This window comes from SAR86 cluster bacterium (genome assembly GCA_023703535.1).
Lineage (GTDB): Bacteria > Pseudomonadota > Gammaproteobacteria > Magnimaribacterales > TMED112 > TMED112.
Genome location: CP097967.1, coordinates 958,729 through 975,623 on the forward strand (window position 1 = coordinate 958,729; position 16,895 = coordinate 975,623).

The following is a 16,895-nucleotide window of genomic DNA, read 5'->3' on the forward strand; positions in this document are numbered from 1 at the left end:
GCTACCCCAATTACTTGGGGTAGCAAAATAAATTAATTAAAATTAATTTGATGGATCAACAGCCCAATTTGCAGTCCAATCTGCACTTGATCCCGAACATGCACCAATGTGCGAAGTAGCATCAAAGAAACTATCAGCAGATAGATCGTCAGCTACAACTGCGTTCTCATTCGCGCCATTACAATAACCTGTCAAAGAATTAGTACCTGCTGCAGATCCATTCTTTGTCATCATTGTTTCGGTTTGAGCTATTGTTGGTCCACTTCCATCTTCAGTTGTAAGTGTTAAAGATGAACACGACCAGAATGCTTTCTTAAAGCTGAGATAGTCTTCACCTGTACCATCGCCATTAAAGTCATATGTTGTGTCATCATCAACATCCAAACAACCATGCGGATCTAAAGCAACAACCATGTTGTTACCATCAAAACCAGTTCCCTCTCTAAGGAGAATAGCGGTCCCTGTTTTGTCATTAGTTGCCAAGGTATCGCCAACAATGGTTAAGTTTGCAAATTTTGGATATGAAAACAACAATGGTGCTCCAAAAGAGTTTGTTGCACCTCTATCCATATCACTTCCATAGTTATCTGCTTCTATAGACCTGTCGATAGAATAGGTCTGATTAGTAGAGTCATATCTCTGCCAAATAATAGCATGTTGAACTTTTCCTCTCCAACCATCTGTCCAGTCAATAGAATCATCAGAAGCTCCAACTACAAATAAATGTTTTGCGTTTACTGAGCCACCAAAGAACTCAATACCATCGTCAGATGTATTCATAGTCTGGATATAATCAAGTTCAGTCTTGTTGCCAACTGCTTGAAAAGCAATACCATTTAATTCATCCTCGGCATTGAATTTTCTTCCAGCATATTTAACAACTGTATAGAACATATTGCCGCTGTTATCAGCATCATTTGTACCACCATATGTTCCTGAAGCACCTTCTCCAGAAGCAGTGCACGCAGCAGAACCTAAGTCAGCAAAATTACATTTATTTTGATAAGCAAGTCCATTAAAGACTAACCCACCCCAATCAGCAGTAATGTTATCGTTTAAAGTTGAGCTATCACTTGAACCAGAAGTTCTTACCTCTCTGCTTGTAGTAAATGTTACAGGAGCACCTGGAGCACCATTTGCAAGCATTTTTGAATATACAGGCACAATGACATAATCAAGATCTGTAGATGCACCTTCACCAGCAACAGAATCACTGTAAATTGTTACACCTGGATCTATTTGTAGATACTGTGCGCCAGCATCTGTTCCGTCACCAACAACTAGCTTACCTTTCATAACATACGGCAAACCACCACCGATAAGCCTAATATTTTTATCAGCAAGATTAGAAGCAACAAGTTCACAGGCTGCTCCGCCGCCGTCTTTCATAGTTGTTAAGGCAGTGCCATACGGACAGTAACTGTTCATGTTTTTAATATGAAGACCAAAAGTCCAACCTTTAGTCCAGTCGTCTGCATCGCTTTTTACACCACCAATAAAATCTGTGCTTTCCAAATTAGCATCATAGTTATTAGCATTTCTTATGGAGTCAGCATAATAAGAATTAACTAACGGATGTGATAGGTAAGCAGCATTTCTTGCGGAACCATGTAACCCTGTAGCCGCGAATTGAACTACGGGCTGTGCCAGTAACACTGCTCCTGCATCAAAAACATCAGCACCGGTATCGTTGCTTGAAGGATCAAAGAATCCAGGTGATGCAGCCATATCACCACATTTCACTGAATCAAAGATAGAACCTTCAAATCTGATTCCATTCATAGATGATTCTGCATGCTTATAAGTTTCATTATCATCAATATCTAGACAATAGCTTGAATCATCAGGATTTCCCGCAATTATTGAGTTAAGAATATATGCTCCTGTACCTTCTCTAAGGAGCAATGTATCTCCACCATAATCTTGAACAAAAGTTACATTAGACATTTTAGGGAAAGATCTTGGAGCTCTGTCCATATCACTTCCAAGATTATCAGCCTCAATTACATTATCTTTTGACCTTGCAGCATCTGTTGCTGGGAAAAGTGTTTGAACTACAACTCCATATTGTGCAAAACCTCTCCAACCATCTGTCCAGTCTACAGAGTCATCAGAGGCACCTGTTACAACGAAGTGTTTTATACCTACTGTTCCACCAAAGAACTCAATACCATCATCGGAACCATTATGGACTTGTATATAATCAACTTCTGTTCCTGAACCTACTGCTTGGAAAGCAACTCCATTCAATTCATCTTCATTAGTAAACTTATAACCAGCATACTTAACTTGGAAGTACTTCATACTACCTGAGTTATCTGCATCATCAGTGCCACCGTAATAACCAGATGCACCTTCACCAGAAGCTGTACAAGCTGCTGTTCCTAAATCTGCAACATTACAATTATTTTGAGTAGCTAATCCAGAAATAACTAAACCACCCCATTGTGCTTCAGCACCATCAGTGACTTCTCCGGTAAGGTCACTTGCTCCTGTCATGACTACAGGCGCGTTAGCTGAACCAGAAACATTTAATTTGGATCCAGGTTTAACTACAAGATAATCTACATCAGAATCTGATACAGAACTGCCCAACGAAGCAACCCATGCAGTTGCATTTGTATAACCTGCACCAGCAGTACCAACAATTGTTGTACCAGCTGAGATATTTAATACTCCATCCGCACCAGCATCTGTACCATCTGCATTTATACCATTACCAACAAAAACTGCACCGTTCAAAGCGTATATTGCTGAGTTATCCAAACTAACATCACCCGTGATAGGTGCTGTTTCAGGGAAAGTTAAAAGACATACTGATTTCGATGCACCATCTAAATCAACAGTATCTACTCCACTATCTTCACCAACTGGACAATCAGGAGCAGGCGTAGGAGCCGGCGTAGGAGCAGGCGTAGGAGCAGGCGTAGGAGCTGGCGTAGGAGCAGGCGTAGGAGCAGGAGCTGGGCTATCTGATCCACCACCACCACAGGCAGCAACGAATAATGTTGTCAAAATAATGACAATAGGATTAAGAAATCTTTTCATAAAATCTCCAAAAAGTTACTTCTTGAATTTATTTATTTTGTGTTGCAAAAAAGTTAAAAAATGAAACAATTTTGAAAAATTTGATATGTGAATGTGAACAATGTGACAGGCTGGTAAAAATTAATTCACACAAGAAAAATGCATGACATTATTTTGTTCTAATCTTTTTATTAGTTTAAATCCAAATGCTGGAGCAGTCGTATATATTCCTCCCTCAAGATTTGAACAATCATTTAATAAACAAAGTGCTGATTCTGTTATCATTTTTGAAGTAGAAGAATAACCAGGATCGCCCTGACCTTTGACTGATACTTTTAATTTAATTTCATTATCTTTAAGGCCTAGAAATAACATCTCATAATATCCTGCATCTCTTACTTCTTTTGAAGGTCCCTCTCCAGGCTTTGGCGCATTACCAAGAGGGTTATGTGAGGCTATAGCTTTAGCAACTTTTTCACCTTCATCACCCTTGCCTGCTGGAATCATTTCTTCATAAATAAACTCTTCGCCATATGGGAAATTCAACATTAAATTTGATCTATGCACATTTTTAGTATTTATGGGAGCCATAAAAAAAGGAGCGACCCATTCTTTTGTAATCTCATCAAAGTAAGGTTTATTTCCATGTGGTTGATCAGCACCTTTAAATCCCTCACATAATGCAAAAGGGTTTATCAATACTTGAAATAAATCAGGATTTGTCTTCAATTTAGACATTGTTGCTTTTAAAGAAGCTAATGTACCTCCTGAAAATTCTCCTTTGAGAGATACGACTCTACATTTGATCTCTTTCAAGCTTTCACCAAACTTTTCTTGAGCTAGATTTTGCATGTAAAAAACGCCTAAATCCGATGGAATGGAATCATAGCCGCAGCTGTGTACTATTCTTGAGCCACTTTTTTTAGTTTCAGGAATAAATTTCTGCATTTCATACATCCATCCAGGCTCACCGCATAGATCGACATAATCCACGCCGAGTTTAGCGCACATTTCAATTAATAAATTTCCATACAACTGGTAGGGTCCAACAGTTGTAATAACTAATTTAGTTTTAGACAAAGCATTTTGAATATCATTTTGTGATTCTGAATCAATAATTAATATTGGTGCATCGCAAGATAACTGTTCTTTAACTGCTTCAAGTTTTTCTTTATTTCTCCCTGCTAAAGCCCAGCTTATAGTACCCTTATAATTATTATCTAAATATTCCACAACTAGCTTTCCTGTAAAACTGGTTGCGCCAAAAACAATTAAGTCAAAATCTTTGCTACTCATATCAATGGTTTTTTAAAGTTAAATATATAAATTTTTTCTTTCCTATTTGAACTAATTTTTTTTCATCTAAACCAAAATCATAATCTTTCGATTCAACTTTCTGCTGATCAATTTTTACTGCTCCTTGATTTATTAATCTTAAAGCCTCAGATGTGCTTGATACCATATCAATATCTTTGAGAATATTTGCTAGTGGAATAGCCTCTTTAGTCTTAAGAATTTTCTCTGGAATATTATCTGGTATTTCATTTTTTGAAAATTTCTTAAAAAAGTTTTCCTTTGCATTCTGGGCACTCTCTTCACTTGAAAATCTCTCTGTGAGTTCAAGAGCAAGAAGAATTTTTATGTCTCTTGGATTATCGCCTTTAGAGATTGCTTTTTTTAGAGCAGATATTTCATCTAAAGGTTTTAAGCTAAGGAGATCAAACCACTTAAACATTATCTCATCTGGAATTGACATTGTTTTGCCAAAAATTTCATCAGGATCTTCAGTAATACCAATGTAATTATCTTCACTTTTTGACATTTTCTTTACTCCATCTAAGCCCTCAAGTAACGGTAAGGTAATTACAGTTTGAGGCTCTTGTTGTGCATTTTTTTGTAAGTCTCTTCCTACTAAAAGATTAAATTTTTGATCAGTTCCACCTAGTTCTACATCAGTTTTTAAAAAAACAGAATCATATCCTTGCATTAGAGGATACAGAAATTCATGTATTGATATTGGCTGATTATTTTTATAACGTTTTGAAAAGTCATCTCTTTCAATCATCCTTGCAACAGTTGACTGTGCTGCGAGAGTTATCATCTCAGTAGCAGTGAGTTTATTACCCCAACGTGAATTAAAATCAACAATTGTTTTTTTGTCATCTAAAACTTTAAATACCTGAGATTTATAAGTTTCTGCATTATTTTTTATTTCTTTTTCTGATAATGGGGGTCTAGTTTTATTCTTACCACTTGGATCGCCAATTTTTCCAGTAAAATCACCAATTAAAAAAACTACATTATGACCGAGGTCTTGAAATTGCCTCATTTTTCTAAGAATTACAGTATGTCCCAAATGCAAATCAGGTGCAGTGGGATCAAAACCAACTTTAATATTAAGTTTTTTTCCTTTCTTTAATTTTGCTATTAATTCTTTTTCACCAATAATCTCATCGATGCCTTGTTTAATAATTTGAAGTTGTTCTTTGTAATTATTCATAGTGCTTTATATATAATATCAACATCATGAATATTGATTATCGCTTAAAGTTTGCTTTGTTTCTAATTTTGGCAGCAATTGTTTTTTTTATGTTCAAAGCAAACAACATTTTTGAAAACAAAATTGTTACCCACCAAAGCAAGAGTATAACTTTCAATGATGATACAAAGCCGATTCAAATAGGTTCTACTGACGAGACAACTTATATAATTAAAAAGGGAGATACTTTTTACTCACTCTTAAAACAATTAAAAATTAATCCCTTGCTAATAAATAAAATCGTAAACGATGAGAACTTAAATTCTTTTAAAACTCTTTTGCCAGGCAATGAAATAATATTTTCAAATATCGGTAAAAAAATATTCTTGAAAAAATTTGATGGAAAATCCGCAGTAGATCTAATGGAGATTTCTGGAGATAGATTTAAATTAAAAAAATTAACAAACCTCAATTCTTACGTTGCTTTTAAAGAATACAAAATTGAACGATCATTGTATGAATCTGCTTTAAAGGCTGAGGTTCCAAATAATATTATTGATGAATTAATGATAGTTTTTGGATGGGATATAGATTTTGTATTCGATGTAAGGGTTGGTGACAAAGTTAAGGTTTTATATACAGAATTTTATCTTGAGGGAAGACTTCTTGGGAATTCAGATATTTTAGCTGCGACATTTATAAATAATGGAAAAGAATTCTCTGTTTTTAGATTTTCCCAACAAGGGGTAAAGGACTACTTCTCTGCGGATGGTAAAAGTGTAAAGAAATCTTTCTTGAAAACTCCTATTGAATTTGCCGCTATTACATCGCCTTACAATTTAAAAAGGAAACATCCAATCTTGAATACTATAAGACCACACACTGGAACAGATTACAGAGGAAAAACTGGGACTCCAGTAAAAGTTACAGGAGATGGGATTGTAGTCAGAGCAAACTTTTCAAACTCGTATGGAAATATTATCGATGTAAAACACTTCAATAAATATTTAACAAGATATGCACATTTAAATAATTTTGAAAGAAGTATTAAAGTTGGATCGAGAGTGAAACAGGGACAAGTAATTGGTTATGTAGGTTCTACTGGATTAGCAACTGGACCACATTTACATTATGAATTTCGAATTAATGGGAAACATACTAATCCAGTAAATGTATCTATGCCCGATGCTCAACCTATAAACCAATATAATAAAGCTGCATTTAATAAAGTAACTAAGGAGAGAGTAGGTTTAATAAATAATCTTTCATCAATCTAATGGGAAATAATTCAGCCTTCATTGGAATAATGTCTGGCACAAGCAAGGATGCTTTAGATGGTGGGCTCTATGTTTTTGAAGAAAGTAAAAAATCGTTCAAATTTCATCAATTGCAAACCATAAATTTTTCAAAACAGTACAAAAATTTTCAAAGTACTGAATTAATAAATGAGGAAATAACAAATAAATCGATTGAACTTGTTAAGAAAATACTTGAACAAGTTAAAGATACCCCAAGTGGGATTGCTTTCAGTGGACAAACAATTAAACATACAGATTCAGAAAGTATACAAGCTGGAAACCCACAATTAATTGCAGACTCTACTGGAATAAAAGTTTATTCAGATTTTAGGAATTGGGATATCAAAAATGGTGGAAAAGGAGCACCATTAATACCTGCTTTTCATGAGTTTTTATTTTCAGAAGGTTCTGAGACAAAGCTTATTATCAATATTGGTGGAATTGCAAATGGCACACATCTTTCAGATACAGGTATTAATATTGCTTCAGATATAGGGCCGGGAAATTGTTTATTAGATTATGCAGCATCTAAAATTGTAAATATTGATTTCGATAAAGACGGTAAAATTGCATCAAGAGGAAAAATTAACAAAAAATTATTTGAGGAATTGATCAATAATTTTCCTGAAAATATCTATCCCAGGGCAGATGATCTAAAGGTCTACACAGAATATTTTTTTAAAAATTTTGAAAGTTTTAAGAAATTACCTTTAAACGATCTCTTTAGAACACTTACAGAAGTAACTGCTGAAATGATATTTAAATTCTTTGTATTTTGTGAAAGGCCAGAAAAAGTAATCTTTCATGGTGGAGGAACTTCAAACAGTTTTCTTATGGAAAGAATAGAAAAGAAAATTGAAAAGAAGTTGCATACAACTGATGATTTTGGAGTGCCTTCAAAATATGTTGAATCGGCTGGTTTTGCCTACTTAGCTTATAAGAAAAGATCTGAAATTTTTTTTCCTAAATAGAGAAAGACGCCCCACATCCACAGGTTGACTTAGCGTTTGGATTTTCCACGGTAAATTTCGCACCCATTAAGTCTTCTTTATAATCAACTACAGAGCCAGCAATATATGGATATGAAAGCTCATCAAGAAGAATTGAAAGCTCATTATCAAATTTTAAGATGTGATCTTCATCCTTATCTAAATCATCAAATTTAAAACCGTATTGAAATCCCGAACAACCTCCCCCAGTAACATACACTCTGAAGAGTCTCTTATCTTCATTTGATTGAAGACTTAAGATTTTCTTCTTAGCACTGTCCGATAGTGCAAATGGTGTTGCTTTATTTGATTTTACTTCCATAAATTAATATTAACTCAGCACAATTCTAACAAAAAATGTTAATGAACTATAATTCAGGAAGACATGTCAAAAAAAATACTTTTAATACACTCTAGTGTTGATGGTCATACAGTCAAAATTCTTGACAAAATATCCTCTCTGATTGGAGAAAAAAGAAGTGTAACCAAAAAATGCATTTCAGAAGTGAGTAAAGACTTAATTAAACAAAGTGATTCTATAGTTATAGGAGCTAGCATAAGGTATGGAGACCATCGAAAAAATCTTTACGAGTTTGTCGATCAAAATAAGGACCTGCTTGATGAAAAAGATAATGCATTTTTCAGTGTGAATGCAGTCGCGAGAAAGGAAGATAAGAATACCGCAAACACAAATCCTTACATTACAAAATTTTTACGTAAATCTAAGTGGAGACCAAAAAAAATTGAGGTATTTGCAGGCAAAATTGATTATCCAAAATACAACGCCTTCGATAAGTACATGATTAGATTTATTATGTGGATTACGAGTGGCCCTACAAATATGAATGAAAGTTATGAGTTTACAAACTGGAATCAGGTTAAAAAATTTGCACAAGAGATTAGTTGAAAATGTTAAAAAATATTCAATCTGGTATATACGCAATAACCCCTACATCGCTTAGAGCCGATGAGCTTTTAAATGCTGTAGAAGACACGCTGTCATCTGGCATTGAAATTATACAATACCGCTTTGATGATTGTATAAATTTTGATGAGCGATTAAAAACTGCCACAAAATTAAAAAAAATATGCTTAGATAATAATGCCTGCTTCATTATCAATAATGACTACTTGCTTGCAGAATATTTAGGTACAGGATTACATATAGGACCAGATCTTGAAGATTTAAGTTTTCTGCTTACCAGCGAAAATATCGAATTCACCGGCCTTAGCTGTAAGTCAAATATTTCAGCTCAAAAAAACGATTCAAATAATATCTTCTCTTATTATTCTTTTGGTCCTGCTTTTTTCTCACAAACAAAAAAGAGTGAAAGAGGTGAGATTGATTTAAAATATGTATCAGAAAATATGGATGAAAACTCAATAAATGTTGCTATTGGAGGAATCAATAATACAAATCTCTCTCAAATTAAGAAAGGTGGTTTTCAAATGGCTGCAATTTGTGAAGGCATTTACTCAGATAAATCAGATATTAAGGAAAGAAGTAAACAATTATTAGAAATTTGGAATGAAAACTAAAAACTCCAAGGAGCTATTCAAAAAATCTAAAGAACATATTGCGGGAGGTGTAAACTCTCCTGTAAGAGCTTTTAAAAGTGTGGGTGGTACGCCTATTTTTTTTAAAAAATCGAGAGGTTGCTATCTTTATGATGAAGATGGCAACAAATATTTAGACTTTGTAGGCTCTTGGGGGCCAATGGTCCTAGGACATTCAAATAAAGCAATTGTAAATGCTATAAAAAAACAAGCTTCCAAAGCAATTAGTTTTGGCGCTCCAACAAAAAATGAATTAGAAATTGCAAAAATAATAAAGAGTTATATCCCCAGCATAGAAAAACTTCGTATGGTTAATTCGGGTACGGAAGCTACTATGAGCTGTATAAGATTAGCGAGAGGCACAACTGGTAGAAAAAAAATAATTAAATTCATTGGTTGTTACCATGGGCACGTGGATTCCTTATTAGTAAAAGCTGGATCAGGTGCTGCAACACTTGGTGTGCCAGACTCGCCAGGAATTCCGGATGAACTCTCTAAATTAACAATTACACTTGAATACAATAATGCTTCTGAACTCAAGAAGGCTTTTACAAAATTTGGAGAAGATATTGCAGCAGTGATAGTTGAACCAATTGCTGGAAACATGGGATTTATTGAACCAGATGAAAATTTTCTTAAAACTTTAAGAAGTCTATGCACCAAAAATAAATCAATTTTAATCTTTGATGAAGTAATGACAGGTTTTAGAGTCGCTAGAGGTGGAGTTCAGGAGCTTTTTAATATAAAACCAGATTTAACTGCACTTGGAAAAATAGTTGGAGGAGGATTACCAGTTGGAGTATATGGAGGAAAAGCCAAAATAATGAATAATATTTCTCCCGATGGACCTGTCTATCAAGCAGGTACATTATCTGGTAACCCAGTTGCAGTAAGTGCTGGATCAGCTCTGCTAAAACAACTAAAAAATAAAAAAATGTTTAGTGAATTAGAAAGAAAAGGTGAGATCTTCTTAAAAGGTCTTAAAGAAGAGGCAGAAAAAAATGGTATTCCATTTTGCTATAACATTAGAGGAGGTATGTTTGGCTTCTTCTTTTCAAACAAACTACCAAAAAATTTCCAAGAAGTATCTGATACAAATATAAGTATGTTTAATAAATTTTTCCGACTTATGTTAGAACAAAATGTATATTTGCCCCCTTCAGCTTTTGAAAGTTGTTTTTTATCTACTGAACATACACAAGAACAATTAATGAAAACTGTTAAGCTATCCTCTAATGTTTTCAAAAATCTGAATAATGGATAATTTAGATATTCTTGGTGTAGGTAATGCTCTTGTTGATGAAACTTTTTATATCGAAGAGGATTTAGTTAGAAAAACAAATTTAAATTTTAATCAGTTCAAACAAATAAGCTACTCCGAACAACAAGAAATAAAGTCATTTTTAGGAAATCAGGATCCTGAAATTGTTTGCGGCGGATCAACTACAAATAGCCTTGTTGCAGCTTCTAATTTTGGCTCAAAATGTGGACATATATGTCAGTTAGGAAGAGATTCATTAGGTGATTTGTACGAAGATAACTTAAAGGAAAATAATATTGAGGTTATTAATTCCTTGAGACTAGATGAAATAAATACAGGTAGATGTTTAGTTTTAATTTCACCAAATAGTGAAAGAACAATGGGAACTTATTTAGGCGCATCTGAAAATTTACAATTTAGTAAGGATTTTTTAGTAGCTCTAACAAAATCAAAAATTTTATTTTCTGAGGGATATCAATTTACCTCGAATCAAAACTATGATGTTTTTTTACAGATTTTAAAAATGGCAAATCATAAGATTGATTTTGCTCTAAGCCTTTCTGATCCCAATGTAGTAAATATTTTTAAAGATCGTTTTTTAGAGGTCCTAAAAATCAAACAAGCTAAGTATTTATTTTGCAATAAGGATGAAGCAATTGCTCTTACTGGTGAGAATTTTAAGAATGAATTGCCAGAGTACGCTCAGAATTTTGTTGTAACTGATGGTGCAAATGAGTCCTTTATATTTGAAGATGGCAAATCATCAAATTTAAAGGCATATAAAGTAGATGCTATTGATTCGAACGGTGCAGGTGATATCTTTGCTGGTGGTTGTTTACATGCAATTATATCTGGTGAAGATTTTCATGAATCCTGTAATTTTGGGAATTATGCCTCATCTCAAATAGTTCAAGAAAGAAGTCCAAGACTTACCCAAGACGGATACATAAAGCTTAAGGAAAATTATCTAGAATTGTGAAGCCTGAAGTTGTTAATCATAAAAACTTTAATTTGAATACAAATTTAATTTCAAAAAACTGCTTATCAATTATTTCAAAATTACACAGAAAGGGTTTCCAAGCATATATTGTTGGTGGCGGTGTTAGAGACTTAATTCAAAAACTTGACCCGAAAGATTTTGATATTGTTACAAATTGTGAGCCTGGACAAATAAGAAAAATTTTTAAAAACTCAAGAATTATTGGACGTCGGTTTAAATTAGTTCACATCACATTTCCAGATGAAATCGTGGAGACTACTACTTTTAGGTCTGACTCTAAAGATAATGAAGGATCAATTGAAGTAAATGAAAAAGGGAGAATCCTCAGAGATAATAGTTGGGGAACGCAAGAAGAAGATGTCAAAAGAAGAGATTTTAAGATTAACTCACTTTACTATGACCCTTTTAAAGGTGAGATTATTGATTATTTTGGAGGAATTAAAGATCTTGGTAATAAGAATGTAACATTCATTGGTGATCCTGAAAAAAGAATTTTAGAAGATCCTGTAAGAATACTCAGAGCAATAAGGTTTGCAGCAAAATTAAACTTCAGTATCGAAAAAAGTGCAAAAAAAATCATTCTTGAACAAAAACATCATCTTTATGAAATCTCACCTGCAAGAATTTACGAAGAAGTTCTGAAATTATTTTTATCTGGGCATGCTGAGATGTCCTATAAAATTCTTAATGAATATAAAGTGTTTGAAATTCTTTTTCCTCACGTCTCAGATGTTAACGAAGAGTTTGAGAACTTTTTTTTAACTGCTTTTAAAGAAACAGATAGGAGGTACAAAGTTGGGAAGAAACTTAATCCAGGCTTTATTTTTGCCCTTTTGCTGTGGCCGAAAATTTTTAAAAAATCGAATATATCTAAAAACATAAATTTTAGAAATTTTTATCAATCAATTTCAGAGGTCACAAGAAAACAACAAGTTATAACTTCAGTGCCAAAAAGATTTACTAGTTTCATAAAGGATGTATGGATGCATCAACCAAGGTTTCAAAGGACTGGAAGAAAGACATTAAGATTCTCAAATAATTTAAGATTTAGAGCCGCATTTGATTTTTTTCTTCTAAGACATTCAATTGAACCGAATCTCAAAAATGATATTGAGTGGTGGACAGAGTTTAGAACTGCAAATTATGATAAGAAAATAAAGCTTTTAAATTCAAGAGGAAGAAAATTTGCCAAAAATTAAATTACCAAACTATATTGCAATAGAGGGGCCTATAGGTGTTGGAAAAACTTCGCTAGCAAAAAAAATTGCTAAAGAATATGATTATGATCTTTGTCTTGAAAAACCGGATGAAAATCCTTTTTTAGGATCTTTCTATAATGACCAACAGAAGTATGCCTTTTCTACTCAAATGTATTTTGTTATGCAAAGATCACAACAAATTAACCAATTCTTTTCTGAAGATTTATTAAAAAGAAATATTATTTCTGATTTTATCTTTCAGAAAGAGTCACTTTTTGCTGAAGTAAATCTTTCTGATGAAGAGCTAAAAATTTTTGAAGAAGTTAAATCAAAATTTTATGAAAAATATCCTAAACCAGATCTTTTAATATATTTGCAAGCATCTCCTAAAAGAATTTTTGACCAAGTAAAAATGAGAGGAAAAGAATATGAAGAAAAAATTAATTTAGAGTATTTAGAAAAGATATGTTCAGCATACTCTGAGTTCTTTTTCAGTTACTCTGAGTCTCCTTTATTGGTTTTAAATGTTGATGATGTTGATTTTGTCTCAAATCAAATGGATTTCAATCAAATAATAGACTGTGTCAAAAAAAATATTATAGGTCGTGAATTCATAAACTTATCCCCAAGTTTCTTCTAGTGTTAATAGATATAACTGAAATAGAAAAGACAAAAAAAATTGCATTCAACTTTGCAAATCTTATTCAGAATAATAAGACTTTCTATGCTTTTTATTTAAACGGCAATTTAGGTGCTGGTAAAACTACATTTGTAAGATTTTGCTTAGAAGCTTTAGGCTGGGAAGGCAAAGTAAAAAGTCCAACCTTTGGTTTGATTGAAGAGTATCATTTGCAATCAATTAAATTAATTCATACAGACCTCTATAGGTTGAATTCTTCAGATGAATTTGATTATTTTGGGGTGGATTTAGATTTTCAATCGCATGGAGCTATATTTATTGAGTGGCCGGAAAAAATAGAAAAGTTTAATTGCCCAAATGAAATAGATTTAAGATTTGAAAACTCAAAGTCTAAAAGAGTTGTTAAAATTGCTTCAAATAATTCTGAAATTTCAGGTTACATTAATAGGATCGACGTCTAACACCCAATTTGAGATAGTTCTTTTTTCTTTATCTAATGCATTAATTAATCCTGAAGCAGAATTGTGTAAATCTTTAACATTATTTGATTGGATAATACAAAACATGCGATATTTGTATCCTACTTTACTAACCGGTCCTTCAAATGGCCCATAGACTTCTACGTTTTTTTTCGAAAGCTTTTCTTTTGCCCTAACTAAAAATTCATTAATCTTTTTCAAGTTACTGTCTTCAGCTTTAAGATATATAAGTTTAGTAAAAGGAAATAAATTTAATTTTTCTCTTTCACTGAGGATATCTTGAGAAATAAGTTCATAGCTACCACTTTTAACTTTTTTAAAAAGAGGATGATGTGAGATTCTCGACTGTAAAATAACTTCACTCTTGATTCCTGATCTACCTGCTCTGCCAGCTGCTTGAATCAGTAGTTGGATAGTTTGTTCCTGTAAATGTACATCTGCACCAAAAAGGCCAAAATCTAAATTGAGAATTATTATTAGCGAAATTTTTTGAAAGTCATGCCCTTTGGCTAAAAGTTGAGTTCCAATTAAAATTTTTGGATTTTTATCTTCGATTTTTTCAAGAGTACTTTCTCTACGCAATTTACCAGAAACTGAATCACTATCTATTCGCAAAATATCAATATTTGGGAATGTATGTTTAAGGTTCGACTCTACTTGTTGAGTTCCAACGCCCTTAACCTCAAAATCATTTTTATTACATTCAGGACAATTCTCTGGTAATCCCCATGAGCTCTGACACCTATGGCATTTAAGTCGTTTTTCTTCCCTGTGATAGACTAAGGAAGACTCACAGCAATTACTTTTTGCTATCCACCCGCAAGAATTACACAAGTATACCGGGGCATAGCCTCTCCTATTTATTAAAATTAGAGTTTGGTTCCCAGCTTTATAATTTAAATTTATTTTATTTATTAATGTCTCAGAAATTCCACCTACTAATTTAGTTTTATTAATTGATTCAATAGAAATATCAGGTGTTGGAATTTCTCCTATTCTTTTAAACAGTTTTGAGACATCAATCTCCCCATCTTTTACTTTTCGCAATAATTTAAATGAGGGTGTTGCAGAGGAATATATTATTTTTGAATTCTGATAAAGTTCTTTAGCGAGTGATTTTGCGTCATACCTAAGCTTATCTTGCTGCTTAAATGATTGATCATGCTCCTCATCAAAGACAATAATATTTGTATTTTTTGGCATTAGGAAGAGTGCTGATCGTGTCCCAACAATGATTTTTGGTGATTTTTTTTGGCAGTTAAGCCAAATTTTATATCTTTGTAATTCTGTAAGATTTGAATGGTACAAAAATACATTTTCACCAAAACTTTCTTTGAATTCCTCATAAATTTTTGGAGCCAAGAAAATTTCTGGAACCAGAATAATTGCTGAATTATTTTTCTTAAATTCATCATAAATAAGATGTTTATATACTTCTGTTTTACCTGAAGAAGTTACTCCAAAAATTAGATGTTCTTGTTTTTTAGAATTTTGAATATTTTTAACAGCTAATTTCTGCTCATCGGTAAGCTTTTTGAAAAAATTATTGGTAATTTCAAACTTTGTGTCATCAATTTTATATTTTTGTAATTCATCTGAATGCTTAGGTTTTCTCATAAGGTTTGGTGTAAATAGAGAAAGTAGCTCTCCCATCGGAAAAAAGAATTTTTGTGAAATATCCTCAATTTTTTTTAAAAAATTGCTCTCAAATAGGGGAGTTTCATCTAATACAGAAATTATTTGTTTGATTTCGAATTCTTTGTCCACATTGCTACACATTTGAACAACTACACCAACAACTTTTTTTCTGTGGAATTCTATGAAAACTCTCTTTCCAACAATATTTTCGTTAGGAACTAAGTTTTTGTATGTAAAAGTTTTTCTGATTGGGCGTGCAACTGCAACTTTTACAAATTTCATCAATTTATTGTAATAGAAAATTTATTTGATATTATTTCCTTCACAATTTTAGTTATATGAAAAAAAATATACATCCAGAATATAGAGAAGTGTTATTTCACGATACCAGCGTGGATAAGTATTTTCTTATTCGCTCAACACTTAAAACAAAAGAAACTAAAGAATGGGAAGATGGAAAAACATATCCTTACTATGTTGTTGAAACATCTTCAGCTTCTCATCCATTTTATACCGGACAACAGAAAATCCTTGATACAGGCGGCAGAGTTCAAAGATTTGAGAAGAAATTCGGTAAAAAGACTAGCTAATACCTGTACTACCAAAACCCTTATCACCTCGATCTGAAAGATTAAATTCCTCAACTTGCTCAAGTTGTACTTGATTGACTCTTATAACAACTAGCTGAGCTACACGATCCCCAGGAGTTATCTCAATATTTTCATTAGATCTATTCCACAAAGAAATTCCAAGAGGCCCTTGGTAATCAGAATCAATTAAACCCGTGAGATTTCCACAAACTAATCCTTTTTTTGCCCCAAGTCCTGATCTTGGTATGATTATGCCAGCAAATTCTGGATCCTCTATATAAATTGAAATACCAGACTGGATAACAGTTGACTCATTTGGTTTAAGTACAAGCTTTTCCTCAATGCAAGCAATTAAATCCATACCAGCTGAACCAGAAGTTTGATATTTTGGCATATCAAATTCAGTTCCAATTCTTTTGTCTAAAATCTTAAATTTGAGCTTCATCGATAAAAGTAAATTATTGCATAAAATAGATTACTATTTTATCATTTGCGTTCTTATGAGTAAGGTTTGTCAAGTTACAGGGAAAAAAGCAATGGTGGGTAATCATGTTTCCCATGCAAAAAACCGTGTGAAAAGATTATTTAAACCAAATCTACATAAACATAAATTCTGGGTCGAGTCAGAAAAAAAATTTATTACCTTAACTGTTTCAGCAAAAGGAATGAGAATAATTGATAAAAATGGTATTGATACTGTTCTCAAGGACCTAAGAACTAAAGGTCTTAAAATCTAAT

General features: G+C 32.8%; 17 protein-coding genes. 11 read left to right on the forward strand and 6 right to left on the reverse strand.

Translation table 11 applies throughout. The annotated features are described in order from the left end of the window. Window positions 1–42 precede the first annotated feature (42 nt). The 3 genes from M9B42_04940 to tyrS all read right to left on the reverse strand — a co-directional run bounded on the left by M9B42_04940 (window position 43) and on the right by tyrS (window position 5,527). Entirely contained in the window at window positions 43–3,048 is a 3,006-nt protein-coding gene (locus M9B42_04940; protein ID URQ64115.1) for a hypothetical protein, read from the reverse strand. A gap of 120 nt (window positions 3,049–3,168) precedes the next feature. After that, a complete protein-coding gene (locus tag M9B42_04945) occupies window positions 3,169–4,323 on the reverse strand; it encodes a saccharopine dehydrogenase NADP-binding domain-containing protein (GenBank protein ID URQ64116.1) in 1,155 nt (384 codons plus the stop codon). A gap of 1 nt (window position 4,324) precedes the next feature. Beyond that, on the reverse strand, window positions 4,325–5,527 hold the full coding sequence (gene tyrS, locus M9B42_04950) for a tyrosine--tRNA ligase (GenBank protein ID URQ64117.1): 1,203 nt from the start codon (window positions 5,525–5,527) through the stop codon (window positions 4,325–4,327). A 26-nt stretch (window positions 5,528–5,553) separates the two neighbouring features. Here tyrS and M9B42_04955 point away from each other — a divergent pair, with 26 nt between their 5' ends. Together M9B42_04955 and M9B42_04960 are read left to right on the forward strand one after the other, a co-directional pair. Further along, entirely contained in the window at window positions 5,554–6,783 is a 1,230-nt protein-coding gene (locus tag M9B42_04955; GenBank protein ID URQ64118.1) for a M23 family metallopeptidase, read from the forward strand. Further along, window positions 6,783–7,775: an anhydro-N-acetylmuramic acid kinase gene (locus M9B42_04960; protein ID URQ64119.1), complete on the forward strand. Its 993-nt coding sequence runs from the start codon at window positions 6,783–6,785 to the stop codon at window positions 7,773–7,775. The genes M9B42_04955 and M9B42_04960 overlap by 1 nt, the downstream gene beginning before the upstream one ends. Here M9B42_04960 and erpA read toward each other — a convergent pair. Beyond that, entirely contained in the window at window positions 7,768–8,115 is a 348-nt protein-coding gene (erpA, locus tag M9B42_04965; GenBank protein ID URQ64120.1) for an iron-sulfur cluster insertion protein ErpA, read from the reverse strand. The genes M9B42_04960 and erpA overlap by 8 nt on opposite strands. Window positions 8,116–8,178: 63 nt before the next feature. Here erpA and hemG point away from each other — a divergent pair, with 63 nt between their 5' ends. From hemG to tsaE, 7 genes are read left to right on the forward strand one after another with little or no spacing between them, the layout of a single operon-like run. Then, window positions 8,179–8,700, forward strand: a complete 522-nt coding sequence (gene hemG / locus M9B42_04970; GenBank protein ID URQ64121.1) for a menaquinone-dependent protoporphyrinogen IX dehydrogenase — start codon at window positions 8,179–8,181, stop codon at window positions 8,698–8,700. 2 nt (window positions 8,701–8,702) lie between these two features. Continuing rightward, window positions 8,703–9,332, forward strand: a complete 630-nt coding sequence (locus tag M9B42_04975) for a thiamine phosphate synthase (protein ID URQ64122.1) — start codon at window positions 8,703–8,705, stop codon at window positions 9,330–9,332. Continuing rightward, the gene (hemL, locus tag M9B42_04980) at window positions 9,322–10,614 is read left to right on the forward strand and encodes a glutamate-1-semialdehyde 2,1-aminomutase (protein ID URQ64123.1); all 1,293 of its coding nucleotides are present in this window, start codon (window positions 9,322–9,324) and stop codon (window positions 10,612–10,614) included. The genes M9B42_04975 and hemL overlap by 11 nt, the downstream gene beginning before the upstream one ends. After that, window positions 10,607–11,590: an adenosine kinase gene (locus tag M9B42_04985; protein URQ64124.1), complete on the forward strand. Its 984-nt coding sequence runs from the start codon at window positions 10,607–10,609 to the stop codon at window positions 11,588–11,590. The genes hemL and M9B42_04985 overlap by 8 nt, the downstream gene beginning before the upstream one ends. Continuing rightward, on the forward strand, window positions 11,587–12,810 hold the full coding sequence (gene pcnB / locus M9B42_04990) for a polynucleotide adenylyltransferase PcnB (GenBank protein ID URQ64125.1): 1,224 nt from the start codon (window positions 11,587–11,589) through the stop codon (window positions 12,808–12,810). Before M9B42_04985 ends, pcnB begins: the two co-directional genes overlap by 4 nt. Beyond that, entirely contained in the window at window positions 12,797–13,450 is a 654-nt protein-coding gene (locus tag M9B42_04995; protein ID URQ64126.1) for a deoxynucleoside kinase, read from the forward strand. Before pcnB ends, M9B42_04995 begins: the two co-directional genes overlap by 14 nt. Continuing rightward, complete coding sequence (gene tsaE / locus M9B42_05000) at window positions 13,450–13,911, forward strand: tRNA (adenosine(37)-N6)-threonylcarbamoyltransferase complex ATPase subunit type 1 TsaE (GenBank protein ID URQ64127.1); 462 nt, start codon at window positions 13,450–13,452, stop codon at window positions 13,909–13,911. Before M9B42_04995 ends, tsaE begins: the two co-directional genes overlap by 1 nt. Here the strand turns inward: tsaE and priA are convergent. Next, window positions 13,882–15,849 (reverse strand): primosomal protein N', encoded by a 1,968-nt coding sequence (gene priA, locus M9B42_05005; GenBank protein URQ64128.1) that lies wholly within the window; start codon window positions 15,847–15,849, stop codon window positions 13,882–13,884. The genes tsaE and priA overlap by 30 nt on opposite strands. 56 nt (window positions 15,850–15,905) lie before the next feature. Here priA and M9B42_05010 point away from each other — a divergent pair, with 56 nt between their 5' ends. Beyond that, window positions 15,906–16,157, forward strand: a complete 252-nt coding sequence (locus tag M9B42_05010; GenBank protein ID URQ64129.1) for a type B 50S ribosomal protein L31 — start codon at window positions 15,906–15,908, stop codon at window positions 16,155–16,157. Here the strand turns inward: M9B42_05010 and dut are convergent. Beyond that, a complete protein-coding gene (gene dut / locus M9B42_05015) occupies window positions 16,150–16,602 on the reverse strand; it encodes a dUTP diphosphatase (GenBank protein URQ64130.1) in 453 nt (150 codons plus the stop codon). The genes M9B42_05010 and dut overlap by 8 nt on opposite strands. Window positions 16,603–16,657: 55 nt before the next feature. Here dut and rpmB point away from each other — a divergent pair, with 55 nt between their 5' ends. Beyond that, on the forward strand, window positions 16,658–16,894 hold the full coding sequence (rpmB, locus tag M9B42_05020; GenBank protein ID URQ64131.1) for a 50S ribosomal protein L28: 237 nt from the start codon (window positions 16,658–16,660) through the stop codon (window positions 16,892–16,894). The last annotated feature ends 1 nt before the right edge of the window (window position 16,895 follow it).

Bases quoted from the DNA above. Each gene is read 5' to 3' on its own strand.
- M9B42_04940 (URQ64115.1), bottom strand. From the start codon at position 3,048: ATGAAAAGATTTCTTAATCCTATTGTCATTATTTTGACAACATTATTC.
- M9B42_04945 (URQ64116.1), bottom strand. From the start codon at position 4,323: ATGAGTAGCAAAGATTTTGACTTAATTGTTTTTGGCGCAACCAGTTTT.
- tyrS (URQ64117.1), bottom strand. From the start codon at position 5,527: ATGAATAATTACAAAGAACAACTTCAAATTATTAAACAAGGCATCGAT.
- M9B42_04955 (URQ64118.1), top strand. From the start codon at position 5,554: ATGAATATTGATTATCGCTTAAAGTTTGCTTTGTTTCTAATTTTGGCA.
- M9B42_04960 (URQ64119.1), top strand. From the start codon at position 6,783: ATGGGAAATAATTCAGCCTTCATTGGAATAATGTCTGGCACAAGCAAG.
- erpA (URQ64120.1), bottom strand. From the start codon at position 8,115: ATGGAAGTAAAATCAAATAAAGCAACACCATTTGCACTATCGGACAGT.
- hemG (URQ64121.1), top strand. From the start codon at position 8,179: ATGTCAAAAAAAATACTTTTAATACACTCTAGTGTTGATGGTCATACA.
- M9B42_04975 (URQ64122.1), top strand. From the start codon at position 8,703: ATGTTAAAAAATATTCAATCTGGTATATACGCAATAACCCCTACATCG.
- hemL (URQ64123.1), top strand. From the start codon at position 9,322: ATGAAAACTAAAAACTCCAAGGAGCTATTCAAAAAATCTAAAGAACAT.
- M9B42_04985 (URQ64124.1), top strand. From the start codon at position 10,607: ATGGATAATTTAGATATTCTTGGTGTAGGTAATGCTCTTGTTGATGAA.
- priA (URQ64128.1), bottom strand. From the start codon at position 15,849: ATGAAATTTGTAAAAGTTGCAGTTGCACGCCCAATCAGAAAAACTTTT.
- M9B42_05010 (URQ64129.1), top strand. From the start codon at position 15,906: ATGAAAAAAAATATACATCCAGAATATAGAGAAGTGTTATTTCACGAT.
- dut (URQ64130.1), bottom strand. From the start codon at position 16,602: ATGAAGCTCAAATTTAAGATTTTAGACAAAAGAATTGGAACTGAATTT.
- rpmB (URQ64131.1), top strand. From the start codon at position 16,658: ATGAGTAAGGTTTGTCAAGTTACAGGGAAAAAAGCAATGGTGGGTAAT.